Annotated in this window: 18 protein-coding genes, 2 pseudogenes and 1 riboswitch; of the genes and pseudogenes, 9 read left to right on the top strand and 11 right to left on the bottom strand. The window is 35.6% G+C overall.

The annotated features are described in order from the left end of the window. The first annotated feature begins 270 nt into the window (after positions 1 to 270). Together ACFQZ1_RS26055 and ACFQZ1_RS26050 are read left to right on the top strand one after the other, a co-directional pair. On the top strand, positions 271 to 441 hold the full coding sequence (locus ACFQZ1_RS26055; RefSeq protein ID WP_377885089.1) for a hypothetical protein: 171 nt from the start codon (positions 271 to 273) through the stop codon (positions 439 to 441). A 374-nt stretch (positions 442 to 815) separates the two neighbouring features. Beyond that, a complete protein-coding gene (locus ACFQZ1_RS26050; protein ID WP_377885088.1) occupies positions 816 to 1001 on the top strand; it encodes a hypothetical protein in 186 nt (61 codons plus the stop codon). 62 nt (positions 1002 to 1063) lie between these two features. Here the strand turns inward: ACFQZ1_RS26050 and ACFQZ1_RS26045 are convergent, their stop codons facing one another. Then, a complete protein-coding gene (locus ACFQZ1_RS26045; protein ID WP_377885087.1) occupies positions 1064 to 1438 on the bottom strand; it encodes a hypothetical protein in 375 nt (124 codons plus the stop codon). Positions 1439 to 1876: 438 nt separating this feature from the next. Then, positions 1877 to 2056: riboswitch (Lysine riboswitch) on the top strand. Positions 2057 to 2188: 132 nt separating this feature from the next. Between ACFQZ1_RS26045 and ACFQZ1_RS26040 the strand changes: the two genes are divergently transcribed. Together ACFQZ1_RS26040 and ACFQZ1_RS26035 are read left to right on the top strand one after the other, a co-directional pair. Further along, complete coding sequence (locus ACFQZ1_RS26040) at positions 2189 to 3601, top strand: amino acid permease (RefSeq protein ID WP_377885086.1); 1413 nt, start codon at positions 2189 to 2191, stop codon at positions 3599 to 3601. Between the two features lie 84 nt (positions 3602 to 3685). Then, positions 3686 to 4798 (top strand): ABC transporter permease, encoded by a 1113-nt coding sequence (locus ACFQZ1_RS26035; protein ID WP_377885085.1) that lies wholly within the window; start codon positions 3686 to 3688, stop codon positions 4796 to 4798. An 87-nt stretch (positions 4799 to 4885) separates the two neighbouring features. Here ACFQZ1_RS26035 and ACFQZ1_RS26030 read toward each other — a convergent pair whose 3' ends face one another. The 3 genes from ACFQZ1_RS26030 to ACFQZ1_RS26020 all read right to left on the bottom strand — a co-directional run bounded on the left by ACFQZ1_RS26030 (position 4886) and on the right by ACFQZ1_RS26020 (position 7300). After that, the gene (locus ACFQZ1_RS26030; protein WP_377885084.1) at positions 4886 to 5656 is read right to left on the bottom strand and encodes an NADH dehydrogenase subunit; all 771 of its coding nucleotides are present in this window, start codon (positions 5654 to 5656) and stop codon (positions 4886 to 4888) included. Between the two features lies 1 nt (position 5657). After that, positions 5658 to 5987: a PadR family transcriptional regulator gene (locus tag ACFQZ1_RS26025; protein WP_377885083.1), complete on the bottom strand. Its 330-nt coding sequence runs from the start codon at positions 5985 to 5987 to the stop codon at positions 5658 to 5660. 476 nt (positions 5988 to 6463) lie between these two features. Continuing rightward, complete coding sequence (locus tag ACFQZ1_RS26020) at positions 6464 to 7300, bottom strand: alpha/beta fold hydrolase (RefSeq protein ID WP_377885082.1); 837 nt, start codon at positions 7298 to 7300, stop codon at positions 6464 to 6466. 516 nt (positions 7301 to 7816) lie between these two features. Between ACFQZ1_RS26020 and ycaC the strand changes: the two genes are divergently transcribed. The 4 genes from ycaC to ACFQZ1_RS26000 all read left to right on the top strand — a co-directional run bounded on the left by ycaC (position 7817) and on the right by ACFQZ1_RS26000 (position 11722). Beyond that, a complete protein-coding gene (gene ycaC, locus ACFQZ1_RS26015) occupies positions 7817 to 8461 on the top strand; it encodes an isochorismate family cysteine hydrolase YcaC (RefSeq protein ID WP_098308570.1) in 645 nt (214 codons plus the stop codon). Between the two features lie 177 nt (positions 8462 to 8638). Further along, positions 8639 to 9283, top strand: coding sequence for a hydrolase (locus ACFQZ1_RS26010; protein ID WP_377885081.1), 645 nt, complete (start codon positions 8639 to 8641; stop codon positions 9281 to 9283). Beyond that, positions 9280 to 9873, top strand: a complete 594-nt coding sequence (locus ACFQZ1_RS26005) for an antibiotic biosynthesis monooxygenase (protein ID WP_377885080.1) — start codon at positions 9280 to 9282, stop codon at positions 9871 to 9873. The genes ACFQZ1_RS26010 and ACFQZ1_RS26005 overlap by 4 nt, the downstream gene beginning before the upstream one ends. A 13-nt stretch (positions 9874 to 9886) precedes the next feature. Further along, entirely contained in the window at positions 9887 to 11722 is a 1836-nt protein-coding gene (locus ACFQZ1_RS26000; protein WP_377885079.1) for an amidohydrolase, read from the top strand. Between the two features lie 219 nt (positions 11723 to 11941). Here ACFQZ1_RS26000 and ACFQZ1_RS25995 read toward each other — a convergent pair. The 4 genes and pseudogenes from ACFQZ1_RS25995 to ACFQZ1_RS25980 all read right to left on the bottom strand — a co-directional run. Further along, positions 11942 to 12209 (bottom strand): annotated as a pseudogene (locus tag ACFQZ1_RS25995) (DDE-type integrase/transposase/recombinase); the annotation flags it as partial. A gap of 64 nt (positions 12210 to 12273) precedes the next feature. Further along, on the bottom strand, positions 12274 to 13152 hold the full coding sequence (locus ACFQZ1_RS25990; RefSeq protein WP_377885078.1) for a LysR family transcriptional regulator: 879 nt from the start codon (positions 13150 to 13152) through the stop codon (positions 12274 to 12276). 53 nt (positions 13153 to 13205) lie between these two features. Next, positions 13206 to 13415, bottom strand: a pseudogene (locus ACFQZ1_RS25985) (DMT family transporter); the annotation flags it as partial. Between the two features lie 445 nt (positions 13416 to 13860). Continuing rightward, positions 13861 to 14307 (bottom strand): MarR family winged helix-turn-helix transcriptional regulator, encoded by a 447-nt coding sequence (locus ACFQZ1_RS25980; protein WP_377885077.1) that lies wholly within the window; start codon positions 14305 to 14307, stop codon positions 13861 to 13863. Positions 14308 to 15078: 771 nt separating this feature from the next. On the opposite strand from ACFQZ1_RS25980, the gene ACFQZ1_RS25975 reads away from it, so the two are divergent. Beyond that, on the top strand, positions 15079 to 15651 hold the full coding sequence (locus tag ACFQZ1_RS25975; protein ID WP_377885076.1) for a manganese efflux pump: 573 nt from the start codon (positions 15079 to 15081) through the stop codon (positions 15649 to 15651). Between the two features lie 129 nt (positions 15652 to 15780). Here the strand turns inward: ACFQZ1_RS25975 and ACFQZ1_RS25970 are convergent, their stop codons facing one another. The 3 genes from ACFQZ1_RS25970 to ACFQZ1_RS25960 form a co-directional block, all read right to left on the bottom strand. Then, on the bottom strand, positions 15781 to 16317 hold the full coding sequence (locus ACFQZ1_RS25970) for a GNAT family N-acetyltransferase (RefSeq protein WP_377885075.1): 537 nt from the start codon (positions 16315 to 16317) through the stop codon (positions 15781 to 15783). Positions 16318 to 16411: 94 nt separating this feature from the next. Next, complete coding sequence (locus ACFQZ1_RS25965; protein WP_377885074.1) at positions 16412 to 16957, bottom strand: GNAT family N-acetyltransferase; 546 nt, start codon at positions 16955 to 16957, stop codon at positions 16412 to 16414. 75 nt (positions 16958 to 17032) lie between these two features. Next, positions 17033 to 18292: an MDR family MFS transporter gene (locus ACFQZ1_RS25960; RefSeq protein WP_377885073.1), complete on the bottom strand. Its 1260-nt coding sequence runs from the start codon at positions 18290 to 18292 to the stop codon at positions 17033 to 17035. Positions 18293 to 18304 lie beyond the last annotated feature (12 nt).

The raw sequence follows: 18304 nt of genomic DNA, 5'->3' as shown, positions 1-18304 counted from the left end.
CTTTCAGAAACATCTCATTTAATTTTTTTCAAACCTCGGACGATCACCTTATCCCTCACTCTTACAAATCACTATTTTTATGAGGGCTTATTGAAGAAAGATCTAGTCATAAAAGTCTTGAATCTATGACGCATGAAAAGTAACAGTATTAAATTTAATGTAATCTATAAATGTAAGTAGAAAATAGTTGCTAGCACTACATTTCCTCAACACAAACTCTCTATCATTTTCATATACTATATTAACTTCTGAAAGAGAGGAGGCGTAACATTGAACGGCTTAACAGAAGGCGACAAAATCCGTGTCTTTTCAGCTGGACGTGAAATTGACGGCCAAGGTGTTTTCCTTCGTATAGAAAATAACTTCTTAATCTGGGTTGACAATCATGCTAATATAAACATCACAAGCTTAGATACAATTAGCATCCGTAAAGTTTCCTAATCACTTATAAAATGTTCTAAACGATGAGTCTATATCAAAAGAAGTTATATAAAACCTTTTTGAATAAGCTCTTGTTTTATAATACGTTTTATACTTTTTATATGACTAATGGTGAAATACAAAACATTCACCATAGCAAATGGCTCTGTTCAGATTAACGGATGCATAAGGTATTCGTAAGAATCTTGAATCTATGCCACATGAGAAAATAACAGGATTGAATTTACTGTAACTCTATAAAGGTGAGTAGAAAGTATTTCTACTCACCTTTATATTTTATAAAAATAGTTTCTAGCACTACCTTTCACACACACACACTCTCTCTACCTTTTTCATATATATATATTAACTTCTGATAGAGAGGTGGTGGTCACATGGCATTAACATTAAACGGCTTAACAGAAGGCGACAAAATCCGTGTCTTTTCAGCTGGACGTGAAATTGACGGCCAAGGTGTTTTCATCCGCATAGAAAACAACAATTTCTTAATCTGGGTTGACAGTCATGCTAATATAAACATCACAAGCTTAGATACAATTAGCATTCGTAAAATTACCTAATCACCCATAAAGTGTTCTAAATTAGCTTCTAGCATAGAATAACAGGGTCTATTCAGAAAGAGTTATATCCCCTCTTTTTGAATAGATTCTTTTTTTATAATACGTCGTACACTATTTATATGACTAATGGTTAAATCATAGTCTACGTTAATCCAATATAACCATTCGTTTGTACACTCAATAAAGATACCCTCCGTACTCGTCTCCCCTTCTAGTACTTCAATCTTATCTCCTAATGAAAATAAAGGCGGCAACGCACTCTTTTCTGTTTTTTCACTTAAATCCCTTTGTATGTTATAGAGTAATCTCATACATCGTTCTAAAGAAGCTGCGAGCTCTTCATTTTGCTTTTTTAACTCTTCTATCGGATCCGGCTTTTGGCACCTATAAACTTCCTTCCCACATATAAAACAGTTTCTCTTAAACCAGCTCTCCATCCGCTATCCCTCTTTATCCCGCTATTCGCGGGCAGTAGACCCCCACCTCAAGATTCAGAGAAAAGCGACGAAGATAGGCGGGGGAAACTGCCCGTAAAAGCCCGATTGGTTCAACTAACCATCAGTGGGGATGAAGAAGACCCCCACTGATGGAAGTTTCACTTTACCTCACTACTTATGGACAGTAAAACTTCCACCAAATTTTTAAGGAAATAGAGCTAGCCACCAGTAAAGAACGAAAAAAACTTATCAATGACAGCTTTGCTTTATACCTCATTTCATATACATATTATATGTTGCGAAGCCTTAAGTTGTTTCATTATCGTGAACATACCCATTCTCATAATAATCTGATTATGTTTATTTGCATTGACGAATAAAAAGTCATTTGTTACCCTTGATTATGTTAACTTTATACATAAATCCTCATTCGTATCTCGGTGAGGTAGAGGTTGCAATTATTAATAGTATGATTTAGGAGATGTGTGGCATCGCGGATCAAATCAAAAAGGAATAGTTGCCGAAGCAAGAAGCATCCACAGCGCTTTCTTGCTGGGACTGCATTGAATAAGTGCAGGACTGTCACAGGCTTTTTGCTTGTGGAGAGCTATCGAGAGGTATGTCCGTGGGTTTCTTAATAAGATTGAAAAGCGCGTGAACATATACGCGCTTTTTTGTTTTGTTTGGAACTTCAAACACATACATATCTCCGCGCTTGACTTGGTTATACTAATTTTGGAGGTAGTTTCTATGCAACAAAAAAAATGGGGCTTTTGGGTACTTACTGCATTTGTAGTTGGGAATATGGTTGGAGCTGGTATTTTCATGGTTCCAAGTACATTAGCACAAACAGCTAGCCCTCTTGGTGTTACATTAGCTTGGTTAACAACAGGATTTGGCGTATTAATGTTAGCTCTTGTTTTCGGTAATTTAGCAATTCGTCGCCCTGATTTAACAACAGGTCCGCAAAGTCATGCTTATGCACTCTTTTCTTCACAAAAAACGAAAAAAATGGCAGGTTTTAGCATCGTATGGGGTTACTGGGTTGCAAACTGGGCAAGTAACGTAGCCATCATTACATCATTTGCTGGTTATTTATCACTCTTTTTCCCAATTATGAAAGATACTCACGTATTATTTTCAATTGGAACTTTCGATATTGAAGTTGGAAAATTAATTACGTTCTCCATTTGCACGATTTTATTATGGGGTACACATATGATTTTGACGAATGGCATAAGCGGTGCCGGTAAATTAAACTTTTTAGCAACAACAACGAAAATAACAGGATTCCTTCTTTTCATCATTGTGACATTATTTGCCTTCCAAGCTTCTAAACTTGGGCAATGGTATACACCGATTATTGATAAAGAAGGCGTTTCACACGGACTGCTATCACAAGTAAACTTAGCAGCATTAACAACACTTTGGGCATTTATCGGTATTGAGTCAGCTGTATTATTATCAAATCGTGCTGTTTCACCAAAAATCGTAAAACGTGCAACTGTTACCGGTTTGTTGTTAACAGTTGGTATCTACTTAGGAATTACTATCTTAACAATGGGTGTTCTTCATATAGATAAACTACAAGCATCTGAACGACCATTAGCAGATGCATTAACTGCAGTAATGGGTCATAACGGCGGAAAATTAATGGCGCTGCTTGCACTTACTTCTCTCTTTGGATCCATTCTTGGTTGGGTTCTATTAAGCTCAGAAGTACCATATCAAGCAGCAAAAGAAGGATTCTTCCCATCCTTCTTCACAAAAACCAATAAAAAAGGAAGCCCGATTCATTCGCTTCGTTTAACAAATATTATGTCGCAAGTGTTCCTATTCTCAACGCTATCCGGGACAATTGCCCAGGCGTATACATTTGTTATTACTGTTTCAACACTTGCCTATTTAATCCCATACCTCGTTTCTCCAATCTTCCAGCTGAAGCTTGTTGTAACAGGTGAAACATACGAAAACCAAAAAGGTTCTCGTATAGCAGATGGAATCATTGCTGCTATTGCTCTTATTTATTCATTATGGGTTATTAAAACTGGCTCTTCTGATATGAAAACATTCCTGCTTGGCATTGGTTTATTTGTAGTTGGCTTTGCTTTCTACCCATTAATGAAACGTGACGAGAAAAAAGATAAAAAGCAAGTTGCCTAATGAAAGGTAACTTGCTTTTTATCTTTTTAACGGGTAGCAAGAATCCCCTCCTTATGTTTACAATGAAAAAAAGGAGTGATCTAAGTGACAATCGAAACACTTTGGAATGATCGTTTTCAGCAACATCTAAAAAAAATCACGATGTACTTTGCACGCATTGCAAGCAGTCTAGTTTATAGCTTCCTTTTCCTTCTTGGTATAGGCGGCTATTATTATGCAAAATTTCTTCGTTCATTTCCATCTGAGTCTGTTGCATTAATCATTGTGACAATTTTACTTACGGTTATACTCACTCGTTCTCCAATTCGAACATTTTTACAGAAACCAGATATCCTATATTTATTGCCAATAGAAGAAAAACTCGCATATTATTTTAAACGCTCTCTTTTGTACAGTTATATCATTCAGCTCTTTCCATTATTATGTGTAGTACTCATCATTACACCTCTTGCCCAGCAATCATTACATACAACTCCTGCTTTTTTATGCGGAGCCTTTATCATTCTTGCTTTTATAAAGTGGTGGAATATGTACATACATTGGACATATAGAAAAAACGAATTCGCTTCACACTGGTTGCTTATCAGGATATGCTGTAATGCGGCCATTACATATACAATGTTTCAATTCACTTCCATTATGATCGTAGGAAGTATACTCCTTTTCATCACTTTCTTATTTTTATATACGATGAACAAACGAAAACGACACATTCATTGGGAATATTTAATAGACCAAGAAGAAAAAATGGACATGCACTTTTATCAATTTGTTCATTTCTTTACGGATGTGCCGCAAGTAAAACAGCAAGTAAAGCAAAGAAAATGGCTCACTACTTGGATTGAACGGATCCTGTATAAAAAACGATCTCCTTTTTTATATTTGTATAGTTTATCCTTTTTACGCGCGAACGGTTACCTTGGCCTCTACATACGATTGACCGTAGTAGGAAGCATTGTTTTATACTACATTCCTACGTTCATCGGAAAGGGAATCATCACATTATGCATCCTATACATATCTGCTTTACAACTTCGTGCCTTTTGGAATTATTTTTCGGGAAATAGTATTGTAGCATTGTATCCAATTTCGCTTATAGAACGAAAACACGCTTTTATAAAGCTGAGATCTCTAGTAACTTTCATACAATTGATATTTTTTTTAATGGTCATTTTCCTCAAAATACAGTTTACTTAAAAATAACAATCGTCTAGAATTCTCACAATAAATGCAAAGAATCCATTTTGATCAAAATGGATTCTCATATATATCCTGACTTCTATACTATTCAATGGTTGTATGATTTTTCGCTTTTCTGTAGAAATAGACTCCTAAAAAAACGCCTACGATGACACAACCAATAATTGTTACAGTAATATACCGTGGGTCTTTATTTATTTCACTCGGAATAATTCGCTTTAAGATTGGATCAATACACATTGTTAATGCTACAACTATCGTAATCCACGATTTTGTATACAGTGCAAAAAGAACAAAAATAAGAATACATATGGCAGCAATCACATAATTTTGCATTGTCGTTGCTACAAAATAATCTGTATCGAATTGTCCATCCATCCAAAAAAAGAATACTAACCATCCTCCAATGGCGATGAAATTAGCTAACAGTACAAGAAATAGTGACTTTTTTGTAGATGGATACACTTTAGGAATTCCTTTGAATAGTGTAATTGCAAATACAGCAAGAGCTAAAAATAACGGTAATGATCCAAATAATAATATATTTTGTGAAACATGAAACTGCCCCCGTATAGCTGGGGGGAAGCACATATAAGCAACAATAGCTAAAACTGCTAAAGGAATGATTTTCATCAACCCTTCTTTATCTACAGGCAATTCTTTTCCAATATTCTTCATGTGCTGTTTACGACTTGCCCCAATAATATGCTCTACACTCTTCCCTCGTTTTTCAACTTCCGTTAAATGAATTTCTAGCTCGTCTACAATTTCATTTATATCTTCATCTTTTTTTCCTCGTTGTAATAAATACATTCTGAGTTCAACTAAAAATTGCTCAGACTTCGTTGATAACATGTTAATTTCCCCCTTTATTAATCACATTTTCAACAGATAGTTTTAAATCGTTCCAACGCTCTTTAAAACTCTCCAATTCTTTCTCTCCTAATTCTGACAAAAGATAGTACTTTCGTTTTGGGCCAGCGGTCGACTCCCTTAATACGCTTGTCAGCAATCCTTCTTTTTGCATACGTAATAATAAGGGATAAATTGTTCCTTCGCTAAAGGAATGAAAACCATAACTATGTAATTTCTCCGTTAATTCGTAACCGTATATTTCTCCTTCTTGAATAATGGCTAAAATGCAGCCTTCGAGAATGCCCTTTAGCATTTGCGTTGAATCAGCCATTTCATCTCCCCTTTTTCATACATGCTTCTCTATAACTTGTAATACAAGGTAAATACATATACTAATAACTTGCAATGCAAGTGTTATAACCATAAATTAACATACACTAACTTGTAATGCAAGATATGGAAATGTAAGTTTCATAAAAACATCCCTTTTTTATAAAGGATTTTATTAAAGTTACGTTCTTACTACTAGGGGTCACTATACATGCCCATCAAGCCAAGAAAACAAGTCGCTCCCAAAACGAAAAAACGTTATTCTCTCTGTAGAAATATACAGGAAGAATAGCGTTTTTTGACCTCTTCTATTAAATGTGCACGCTATGTTTACACATGATGTGATGGCTTATATTAACCCTTTAATTACTTATGATAAAAGTTGATATTTAAGAGTGTAACTGATCGCTTACCAACAACCTTTTCAGAGAAGGTAAAATGCTCCTCTTCTATCAGTTAACAACTATTCATTTGTAATCAGTCCTTTAAAAATGATAGCAGTGCTTCATTAAATTCTTTAGCATGTGTTGCATTTAACCCATGTGGACCACCCTTTATTAAAGCTACCTTAGAATTAGGAATTGCTTCATGTGTTAGCTTCCCACTATATTCAAATGGAACAGTTGCATCTGAATCACCATGAATAACAAGGGTAGGTATATTAAACTTGGCTAAATCTCCTCTGAAGTCCGTTTTGCTGAAAGCAGCGATACAATCTAGTGTTCCTTTAGGCGATGCACCTGCTGCAATATCTCTATTGTAAAGCCGGAATGGTTCACTGACTAAGTCAGTTCGATCTCCAGCAGCAAAAAATCCTCTCGTAAACTCATCAAGAAATGCTAGGCGATCATTTTTTACTCCATTTTCAAACCCTTGAATTGCTGCATCGTCTAATACTCCCTCAGGATGATCTGCTGACTTGTAAAGAAATGGTGGTACAGCTCCTGCAAATACAGCCTTCTCTACTCTATTTGTTCCATAGTTTCCGATATAGCGAGCTACTTCTCCACCACCCATTGAAAATCCGACCAGTGTGACATCTTGGAGATCCATATGCTCTAGTAACAGATGTAAATCAGTAGCAAACGTATCATAGTCATAACCGTTCCATGGCTGAGAAGATTTCCCGAACCCTCGACGGTCATAAGTTATGACTCTGTATCCAGCCTCAACGAGAGCAGGAACTTGGTATTCCCAAGATCGACCACTTAATGGCCAACCGTGAATTAATACTACTGGCTTCCCTGTACCATGATCCTCATAATATAGCTCAATGGGTGTTTGATTTTCGGTTCCTACAGTAATTTTTGCCATTCTTCTACCTCCAAAAAATATTCTAATATATATCCTTTTCTTCAATAATCCGGATGAATCTCGTAACCTATTTATGCACGTTTATGTTGTGGATTCTAAGCATGAAACTCTATTGTTCCGATGAATTCATTTTCTGTTTTTGTAACAATTCCCCATCTAATACCTTTTTCATCATGAAATAATTGCTGAACATTCCTCATATTCAATTCTAATAACAAAAATAGGTGACTATCAATATTGTTCTATCTATAGAATGTATAGGTAAAACCAATCAATTTTATGGTAAAAATAACTATAGTTACCATCTATACAAATTATAGATAATTTAGAATTGATTAATGAATTGGTTTTCAAATACTATAAATTTGTATAGCGCTTCATGTTCTGTGAATGCTGCTATAATTAATATTAACGGTCAGTTTAGTTATAAACTAATCGTAACAAACGAAGAAATTTATGATACTATTCCACTGTTTAAACTTTCTTCGATTACTTAATTTTTAGGAGGAATACATAATGTCTGATCTCTATTCTCGTATTAACAAAGATGATGCTGTCGTTCTTTTAGTAGATCATCAAACTGGTCTTATGTCCGGACTAGTACGTGACTATGGTGTTGATGAATTCAAGAACAATGTTTTAGCTCTTGCTCACACTGCTAAGTTTTTTGATTTACCAGTTATTTTAACAACAAGCTTTGAAAACGGACCTAACGGACCTTTAATGCAAGAATTGGTTGATCTCTTTCCTCACGCGCCAAAAATAGCTCGACCTGGACAAATTAACGCATGGGATAATGATGATTTTGTAAAAGCAATCGAAGAAACTGGAAAAAAACAACTTATCATCGCGGGCGTAGTTACGGATGTTTGCGTTGCTTTCCCGGCACTTTCCGCTATAAAAGCTGGATATGAAGTATTTGCTGTTACTGATGCTTCAGGAACTTTCAGTAAACAAGTTGCAGATGCTGCCAATACGCGTATGGCACATAGTGGCGTGCAACTTATGAACTGGTTTAGCGTAGCGTGCGAATTACAACGCGATTGGCGCAACGATGTCGAAGGTTTTGGCAATTTGCTTGCTAGTAATCTTCCAGGTTATCAAAATATAATTGGAAGCTATATGGGAGCTCAGCGAGATCTTAGTAAACAAAATGCATAAATTTATTCCTAAGAAATAGCTATAAATCACTTTTTTTTAAAGTGGATAGTATAAATTTAGCGCTGATTTAATCAGCGCTCCCTTTTAAATTAAGAAGTATAGCAAGCTTTTATTTTTACGATTACAGCTTAAATTAACAGAAAATATAATTGTTTCAAAAAAAAGGAGTGTTTTATTATGAGTAATTTAGAATTGTTAACCCCGGAGAACAGTGCATTAATTTTGATCGATTTTCAGCCTCAAATGACTTTTGGGGTTGCAAGCATTGACAGACAAACATTGATTAATAACGTTATGCTGCTTGCTAAATCAGCAAAAGCTTTTAACGTACCTACCATTCTTACTACAGTTGAAACACGCAGCTTTTCTGGTTATTTTTGGCCACAAATTCTTGACATACTCCCAAACCATGAAATTATAGAACGTAGTTCAATGAACTCTTGGGAAGATCCAAAATTTGTTGAGGCAGTTAAAGCAACAGGTAGAAAGAAATTGATATTTGCAGCACTTTGGACTGAAGTTTGCCTTGCATTCCCTGTGCTTGAAGCAATTAAAGCTGGCTATGAAGTTTATGCAGTTGATGATGCTTCAGGTGGTACTAGTTTGACAGCACATAATGCTGCTATGCGTCGTGTAGAACAAGCTGGAGCAATCCCAGTGACAGCAATTCAAGTTTTACTTGAATACCAACGTGATTGGGCACGCAAAGACACTTATGATGCTGTTATGGAAATTGTAAAAGAACACACTGGCGCTTATGGTCAAGGCGTGGAATACGCATATACTATGGTACATGGCGCGCTTCCAAGCAGAAAAATATGAAACAAGAAAGAGTAACTGTCGGAGAAACTCATACAGGGAACACGATGGATGCTGGCGGTGCAGTAACAACGATTGTTACATGGAAAATTCAAGAAGGTAGAGAAAAACAGTTTGAAACATGGAGACATGAAATCGAAGCTGCCGCTACTAAATTTCCAGGGCATTTAGGCGTAAATCTAATAGTCCCCAATAACGGATCCAGGGAGTATACTGTTATTTTTCGCTTTGATACGTATGAACATCTACGCGCTTGGCAAGAATCAGATATTCGTCGAGATTTGTTAAAAAAGGCAGAACAATTTCAAGCTACTAATCCAACTTACAAAACTGAAAGCAGTTTGGCTTATTGGTTTGTTACTCCGAAAACGCCAGTTCCACCGCCAAAATGGAAAATGTCTATTGTTACCCTTCTGGGTGTATGGCCTCTTAGCATGTTGGTTCCTAAAGTGATAGGACCTATTATAAAAAATATGAATCCTATTATGTCAGCTTTTTTTGTTTCTGTATGTATAGTGTCCTTACTATCATGGGTAGTCATGCCGATTCTCGGTAAAACATTTCATCCATGGTTACAGAATAATAGAAAGTAGATGAGGTGTGAACATGAATTTACCGGATATGATCTTATATAACGGAAAAATCACTACCCTTGACCCATCTCAACCTGAGGTATCGGCTATCGCCATAACTGATGGTTTAGTCACTGCAGTGGGTGGAGATGAGCTTCTTGATAGTGCCACAGAAAAAACCCAAAAAATAGACCTTAAAAGAAAGAGAGCTATTCCGGGCTTGAATGACTCTCATATACACGTTATTCGTGGAGGTCTTCATTATAATATGGAATTGCGCTGGGAAGGTGTGCCATCACTTGCTATTGCTCTGGAAATGCTCAGAGAGCAGGCAAGGCGTACACCTGCTCCTCAGTGGGTAAGAGTAGTTGGAGGTTGGTCTGAATTTCAATTTAAAGAGAGACGGATGCCAACTTTGGAAGAGATTAATGCTGTTTCTGAAGACACGCCTGTCTTTGTGCTACATCTTTACGATAGAGCACTTGTAAATCGTGCAGGGCTGCGTGCACTGGGATACACAAAAGATACCCCAGACCCTCCAGGCTGTTTAATTGAGCGGGATAAACGAGGTAATCCAACGGGGCTTTTAATTGCCAATCCTAACGCTTCTATTCTTTATTCAAGTTTGGGTAGAGCTCCAGTACTTAATTTTGACGACCAGATTAACTCAACTCGCCATTTTATGCGCGAATTAAATAGATTAGGTATTACAAGTGCCATTGACGCAGGTGGTGGGTTCCAAAATTATCCTGATGATTACAAAGTTGTTGAACATTTAGCCGAGAAGGAACAATTAACTTTGCGTATTGCGTATAATCTATTTACGCAAAATCCAAATCATGAATATGAAGACTTTGCTTCATGGGCAAAAATTGTTTCTCCGGGTCAAGGAAATGATAAGTATAAAATGAATGGTGCCGGAGAAATGTTAGTATTCTCGGCAGCCGATTTTGAAAAATTTCAAATGCCGCGGCCCGAACTAGCTACGGTGATGGAAGCTGACTTAAAGAAAGTAATTTCTCTATTGGTGGAAAACCGTTGGCCATTCCGTTTACATGCAACTTATGACGAGTCAATAACACGTTTCTTAAATGTTTTTGAGGAAGTCAACAGAGAAATTCCTTTTAATGGTCTACGCTGGTGGTTTGATCATGCAGAAACAATCTCAGATCGTAGTATGGAACGTGTTAAGGCTTTAAATGGCGGTATCGCCATCCAAGACCGCATGGCTTTCCAAGGTGAATACTTTGTTGATTTATACGGAAAAGAAGCTGCAAAGCGTACTCCTCCGATTTATCGTATGCTAGACCTGGGTATACCTGTTGGCGCCGGTAGTGATGCAACCAGGGTTTCCAGCTATAACCCTTGGGTTGCTCTTTACTGGATGGTTACCGGAAAAACCATTGGTGGTCTTTCGATATACGATGAAAAAAATAAACTTGACAGAAAAGTAGCCCTGGAACTATATTCCAAAGGAAGTGCGTGGTTCTCTGGTGATGAAGGTAAAAAGGGAACCCTTGCAGTAGGTCAGTTTGCTGATATTGCTGTATTGTCTGCTGACTACTTTACTGTGCCGGAAGAAGAAATCAAAGACCTTGAATCATTACTCACCATTATGGGTGGGCAGGTTGTTTATGGAAATGATGAATTTAAAAATTTGTCACCTGAATTGCCGCCAGCATCACCTGATTGGGCACCGACGGGAGTTTATGGTTATGGTGGTGCTAACCTAGCCCACAATATACTTTCTCACGATGCCCATGATCACAAGTTACATAGTTGCAGTAACCCTCTCCATCAACACACTCATACCGTAATAGGAAAAGATGGAACTAAATGGGGTATTGGTTGTACTTGTTTTGCTTTCTAAGTCAGAACCACCGGTCTAATGCCGGTGGTTTTTTTCTACAATAAGGGTTTGTGGTCGAGGACGGACCCAAATAGTAATGGTATTAAGATCATAATGGTAATATGGGTTCTGGTGCAAATAATATGTAGATTCGAAATAGCGGTGTATTCCTAAAGGAATCGTATCTTATGCTGCATGTCCAAACAATTGATGGATGAATTCTTTTTGGTTTTGGACAGACTAGTCTCGTAAATCAATCTGTTCTTTTTTAATCATATGCATGACTGCTAATCTCAAAATAATAGATGTAGCCGTGTCAAAAGACTTGAATCTTAACATTGGAAGAACCCGGCTCTTAATAAAATGAGGAACAGGCGCATATGAAAAGATACTTGACTGATTTGATTTTTCCATTTTTCCTTAAATAAAAGTCAATGGTATTCCCTTTTGAATCGACTGCACCATACATATACATCCACTGCCCCTTGACTTTAATATAGGTCTCATCTCAAGATTTATAGATTATTTTCAATTTCCCTGAAATTTCCGCACTAGAATCATTATTGTTTTTATTATACTGATGCTTTTTCAGGATCATTTAACTTCTGCATAAAGATACGTGCTGCAAAACTTAAAAATTTATCATCAAAGTGAATAAGATTAATATCTTGACTTGGTGTTGGATCAACAATACGAACTATGCTCAAGGAATCATTATTAACATAATCAACCAGTGAGAGTGGTATTATAGCAACCCCATGTCCATTGCATACAAGACTCAATAGAGAAATAGAAGATTTTGTTTCTATATTTGCTTCAGATAAAGATAACCCTAAATTTTCACAATATATCTTAATTGATTCACGACAACTGCTTGAAATCATTATTCTACTCAGCCCTACTAATTCTCGAAAAGAAACAAATGATTTTTCATTCAAAGGATGATTTTTTGGAATGACAAGGACGAGCTCTTCGCTATACAAAAGTGTGCTTGTTAATGTGTCTGGAGTTTGAAAACTACGTGTGATCCCTATATCAATATTTTTTTCAACGATTTGATTTACAGCAACTTCTGATTCTATAATTTTTACTAAGATGTTGGGATAATGTTGTTGAAATTGCGTAATATAAGGTGTTAAATAGGTGAGGTCCTCTAATAACCCTCCTATAGTAATCACACCTCTTTTCACACCCTTTAATTCAAAGATCTCATTATGAACCTCGTCAAATAGCTGCATGATAAATTTACCTTTATCAAATAGTAACTTACCTGCTTCTGTAATTTTGATACCTCTTCCAACTCGATGAAATAAAGGTGTATCAAGTTCACCTTCTAACACACGTATTTGTTGACTTAAAGTCGGCTGTGAAATACCTAAAACTTCCGCAGCTTTAGTAAAACTACCATTATTACAAACTTGAATAAAATACTCTAAATGACGTAATTCCATTCTTGGCACCCACTCTCAGCTTTTATTAAAGATTCACTCTTAAAAGAACACTTAGCCCCTGCACTATATAAGTAGAGCGGGATTCCTTTATGAATCTTAATTTTTAATTTCCTCACTAGTAAAATGATAATAACCGCAATCAATCCAACAATGTGAACAAGAACGCTGGCTTTATAGTTTCCTATAACTTCTGATAAAATGCCGTTTAATGGGATTATAAGTGCGATGAGAGCACCAATAAGTGCGGAAAATAATTTATACATACCGCTTCTCCCTTGCATTTTTAAGGTTAATTTATCATGATTGGATTAACGAGTATTATGACATATGTCATAATACAGAAGAGATTTGGGTAATTTATGAAAAAAATATATGATTCAAAGAAGTTAGACGAGTATATTCAAAAGAATAATATTGAAGATTTTTTTAGTCATGACATAAAATCTGTGATGGTGTAGCTTTAAAATTAAGTTTGATCAAAAATGTTCGATAATCAGCTTTATGAAAGATTCACACCTAAAAAAACACTATGTATACGTTGGCATAACAACTATCTTTCTTACTTATACTAATTGTAATCCCATGATTTCTTCATTTTGGATACCATTACATGTACTATATTTATTGATTTCCCCCTCCTGTTTATTTACTTTTATTTAATTTATATTTAAATAGGATATTACTAATTCGAGATATATGTTCAAAAATTTATAGTTCTTGCGCATAATATCCTAATTTTTTCAACTGTTCGATTATCACTTTTTTCTCACCAAAGTCCAAACCACCGAATATTTGCCGAATCGCCTCTTTATGTTGAGGGAAAATAGTATCCATCAATTCAATACCTTCTGAAGTAATTGACGCATACGTGACACGGCGGTCTTTAGGACATGGTTTTCGTATTAAGAACCTCTTCTTTTCCAACTTATCAACTACATACGTGATACTGCTACTTGCAAGTAATATTTTGTCTCCAATTTTTTGTATAGGCTGATCGCCTTTATTGTATAGTAACTCAAGAACTGCAAATTCAGTTGGATTAAGTCCATAACTTTTTATATCTTCTTCAATACGCTTTGTGATTGACTGTACTGCTCGTGATAATATAACAAATAGCTTTAAAGATAAATTCTCATCATTATTAATCACACTCATAATCACCAATCCTTTGTAAAATATTTCTAATTCGAGATTTATTATATGATCGTCAAAATATTATGTCAATAATTCATTTTAGTTTTATCAAACCACTTATAATTTATTTCTCAACATGAGAGGTATGGAATCGTAATAAATAAACTGGTAATATATGGACATCTCAATTGCGTTATTTCTTTTAAAGAGAGCTTGTTTTCTGACACAAGCTCTTTTTTTATCATAGTCTACATAGAATTCAGACATATTTTACATGGTGAGTTTTGTACTCTTACAGCGATAGAGACCACCGAAGAATCGAGGAGCACTTTTTGAATCTATACCTTACCGATAAACTGGGTTTCCAACCATATTAATGAATTGGATAGTGTGAATTTAGAGAGTATCGAGGAGCATTATATTATATGGATACAAATTTATCTTAAGTTGATGGGCATGTGTTTTGGCCCCTACTAGAGGAAAGTAGACTTTTTGCTCATTTCATTGTTCTAAAAAAAGCAAAAGTATATATTTCTACTTCATAAGCCAAATGGTTTACGAAATTCCCCATTCTTATTTAAATCAGCTATATGGCTACTATCGCAAGACTGCGCATAGTAGTCTTTTTCTATTTTTCTAGGCACCAATTCCATAAACCCTTCATATAGTAAGAACAGATTTATTCCTCGGTAAAACGCCGCCGCAATATTTAGGGGAATGGAAAAAAGAAGTTCAGTGGGAGATAAAAAAACCACTTATGAAAGTTTTACTTTATTTTTTGGAGGTTTTCCTATGCATTGGTTATCTATTTTACTTATCGGAATTGGAGCAAATTTAGATAATTTAGGAATTGGTTTATCTCTTGGAATGAAAAAAATGCGCATTACAGTAATGGCTAATCTCTTTATTGCTATTATCTCTATGTGCGCGGTATACCTTTCCGTTATAGCTGGTTCATTTATTTCGCAATATATCTCTAAAGATGCCGCAAATATAAGCGGCTGCATTCTCCTTATTGGTCTAGGTGCATGGACTATCTTATCTGAATACTTATCACGCCCCTCGCCTGTGCTTCAAAATCCAGAACAAGTAGACAAAGATGATAATCATACAATTTCTTGGAAAGAATCTTTTTACTTAGGAATTATTTTATCTCTTAATTGCATTACGATGGGTTTTGGCGGTGGAATGAGCGGACTTTCTCCCATTTGGACTGCAGTATCTGTTGGATTTTTTTCATTCGTTTCCATTATGATTGGTTCGCAGTCTGGATATAAGCTGTCACAAACATTCATTGGCAAATACTCAAATGTTTTATCTGGCCTTTTACTTATTGTAATTGGTGTATATGAATTCTTTGCATAACCAAAAATTCTATATTGGACTTATCGTAGAAACGAAATAAAAAGAATCCATTTTAGTCAAAATGGATTCTTTTTATTTCGAACATTGCCGAAGGGTCTTTATTTTCTGCCGGGGCGCCGATATCTTTGCTTAAAAAGCAGTAGTTGGAAGTAAGGAGTAAACATTCGTATCATATGGAACATTATTTTGATACATATAATTTCTAAGAACGCCTTCTTTTTGGAAGCCTAATTTTGTTAGTAATACATTAGATGTTTTATTTTCTGTAAAAACAACTGCTCCAATACGAGTTAATTCAAGCTCAGTAAATCCATGTGATATAACCTTTAAAACTGCTTCAGTGGCATACCCTTTCCCCCAGTGCTCAGGTAAAAGTGCATAAGCGATTTCAGCTCGCTTATGTTCAGAAGACCAATCATGAAATCCAATCGTTCCAATAATCCCTTCTGTTTCTTTTCCTTCAATTCCCCATTTTATTCCTCGTTTTTCTTTGTAGTTATTTGAAAAATTCCTAATTATATTTTTCACCTGTTCTAGATCTGTTAATGGATTTTGCCCATAGTAACGTAATACATCTTCATTCGAAAAGCAATTCAATATCCCTTGTGCATCATCTTCTATTAACTCTCTCAAAATTAATCTTTCTGTTTCTAGTATAGGAAACATTCTTCCACTCCTTTTTATCTACCTTTAACATCTGTATATATCATTTTAGAATTAGCGCTTCTATTTTTGTGTGCTACACTTATCACGATATAGTTTATCCATTAAACCTCCCCATCAAAATAGTATTATAGTAATTTCCATCCGATAGCATTTTGTCATTTTTCAAGATACCCTCTACTTCAAAACCGTATCTTTCATAAAGACTTTTCGCTTTCTTGTTCGTTTCAAGAACATTCAAAGTGATTTTCTTAATTCCATGTGAATCTGCCCAATTGACGGATTCTTTTAAAAGGTTCTTTCCAATGCCATATCCCCAATACTCTTGTAATACGCACACGCCGAATTCTACTTTATGAGATGTTCTTTTCAATTTGTTTCCTTCACACCTTGAAAAACCTACAATTCTTCCATTCACTTCGACTACTAAAAATAGATTACTAATACTGTCTGTATCCTCTTTAATGATCTTTTTAAACCCAGCTTCATCTATGTATGCTTCGCCTTTTTCTCTATCTAAATTTTCTGTTTCGCCATCTATTTGTAATCGTATTTCAGATAAATTTTTTGCATCTTCTTCCATTGCAGACCTAATCGTATAACGTATATTACGAATATAAAATTCTTTTGAGCTAATCTTCATTACAATTACCTCCTATCCTAACTATTTAACACCTTTTAAGAAAGCTGCTTGTCCTCAAAACAAGCAGCCTTCTCATTACCCTATCTTCTCTACTTTCGCCCCTTGACGATGATACATATCAACTGCTTTTTTAAATAAGAGAATACTGCTTATCCCTATTAAACAGTACAAGATGCTCATTCCCCAAGAAGGAATAACGGAACCGATCATAATGCCGAGCGTTCCAACCATCTTCGCAATTTGAAAGACCATGCCGTTAATCGCCATATAGGAACTTCTCGCATCGTCCCTTGCCATATCTGCCCGAATAGACTGACTTACTGGAACATACATCATCTCTCCAATTGTTTGGAACAAACCTGCTAGTAATAGAATCCATAAACTATTACTTGCTCCGAATAGCGTAAATCCAATCGTATATATAAATAAACCTGTATAAAGTACTTTCCGGTCCTGAAAGTGATTCATGATTTTCACAACAAGAGCCGAAAATAAAACAACTAATACTGTATTCTCAGTAGAGATCCAGCTTAGCATTCGAATACCTGTTAAATCAAAGTGATTTCCGTTCCATAGTGAAAATGTCATTGTTTCAAATTCTTTCTGCAAACGGACTCCAATATAATTGTTAATTTGAAACTCTAATGATAATGCGCATATGCTTGCCAAACACAATACGATAAATGCTCGGTCTTTTACGACAACTCGATAATTATTTACCATATCTTTTAATACGTTTTTCTTTTCTGCTTTCTTTTGAACTACATATACTTCTTCCATATAAACTGTAATTAAATACAGTGTTAGTAATGCAATACCTGTCAGCAGCATAAATAATTGGAATCGATAGTGTTCAAAAAGAAGTCCACCGAAAATTGCACCAATGGCGATAGATAAATTGATTGCCCAGTAATTAATGCTGTACATCATTTTTCGGTTTTCCGGTGTACTTACATCAATTAACATTGCTTCTGTTGCTGGGTTCATCACGCCAGAACCGATGCTATTTATAAGTAAAAATACAAATGTGAGCCAAGGTGAATCTATATAATCTGAGTTTACCACTCCCATACAAGCAATAGAAATCACTTGAATCACTTGGCCAATAATCATGACCTTTTTCCGCCCTAATGTATCGGCAATATAGCCTCCATATAAACCAACGATAAGTGATGCAATTACATTTAATAACAATAAGAACCCCGCTAATGCAGCCCCTAATTTTATGGAAAAATAAATCGCCATAAACGGAAAAATCATCGTTCCTACTGTCCGAGTTAAAAAGGATGTAATAATTCTAATTTTAATGTTGCGATGCATAGACCAAAATCCCATCTGTTTCCCCCT

The organism is Bacillus sp. CGMCC 1.60114 (genome assembly GCF_042676365.1).
Lineage (GTDB): Bacteria > Bacillota > Bacilli > Bacillales > Bacillaceae_G > Bacillus_A > Bacillus_A rhizoplanae_A.
The sequence above is the reverse complement of the archived record's forward strand: the minus strand, read 5'-3'. Positions and strand labels throughout refer to the sequence as shown.